Origin of the sequence: Streptomyces sp. BE303 (assembly GCF_036290945.1) — a bacterium.
In the GTDB taxonomy this organism is placed as follows: domain Bacteria; phylum Actinomycetota; class Actinomycetes; order Streptomycetales; family Streptomycetaceae; genus Kitasatospora.
This window is the reverse complement of the sequence record NZ_JAQYWZ010000049.1, coordinates 1-489: the sequence shown is the minus strand read 5'-3', so window position 1 is coordinate 489 and position 489 is coordinate 1. Positions and strand designations below refer to the sequence as shown.

General features: G+C 19.2%; 1 protein-coding gene. It reads right to left on the bottom strand.

The genetic code is table 11. From position 1 onward, the window contains the following. On the bottom strand, positions 1-489 hold a 489-nt coding region (locus PUR56_RS43105; protein ID WP_329947331.1), incomplete at both ends, for a hypothetical protein.

Genomic DNA, 489 nt, shown 5'->3' with positions numbered 1-489 from the left:
TTTTGGTTTTTTTTTTTTTTTTTTTTTTTTTTTATTGTTGTTTTTTGGGGGGTGGTTTTTTTGGTGTTTTTTTGGTGTTTTTTTTTTTTTTTTTTTTTTTGGGGTTTTTTGTTTTTTTTTTTTTTTTGTTTTTTTTTGTTTTTTTTTTTTTTTTTTTTTTTTTTTTTTGTTTTTTTTTTTTTTTTTTTTGGTTGGGTGTTTTTTGTTTTTTTTTTGTTTTTTTTTTTATTTTTTGTTTTTTTTTTTTTTTTTTTTTTTTTTTTGGGTTGGGTTGTTTTGTTTTTTTTTTTTGGTTGTTTTTTTTTTTTTTTTTTTTGGTGGTGGGGGTTGTTTGTTTTTTTTTTTTTGTTTTTTTTTTTTTTTTTGTTTTGTTTTTTTTTTTTTTTTTTTTTTTTTTTTTTTTGTTTTGTTGGTGTTGTTTTGTTTTTTTTTTTGTGTTTGTTATTTTTTATTTTTGGGGGGTGTTTGTTTGGGGTTGGGGGGGGGCCC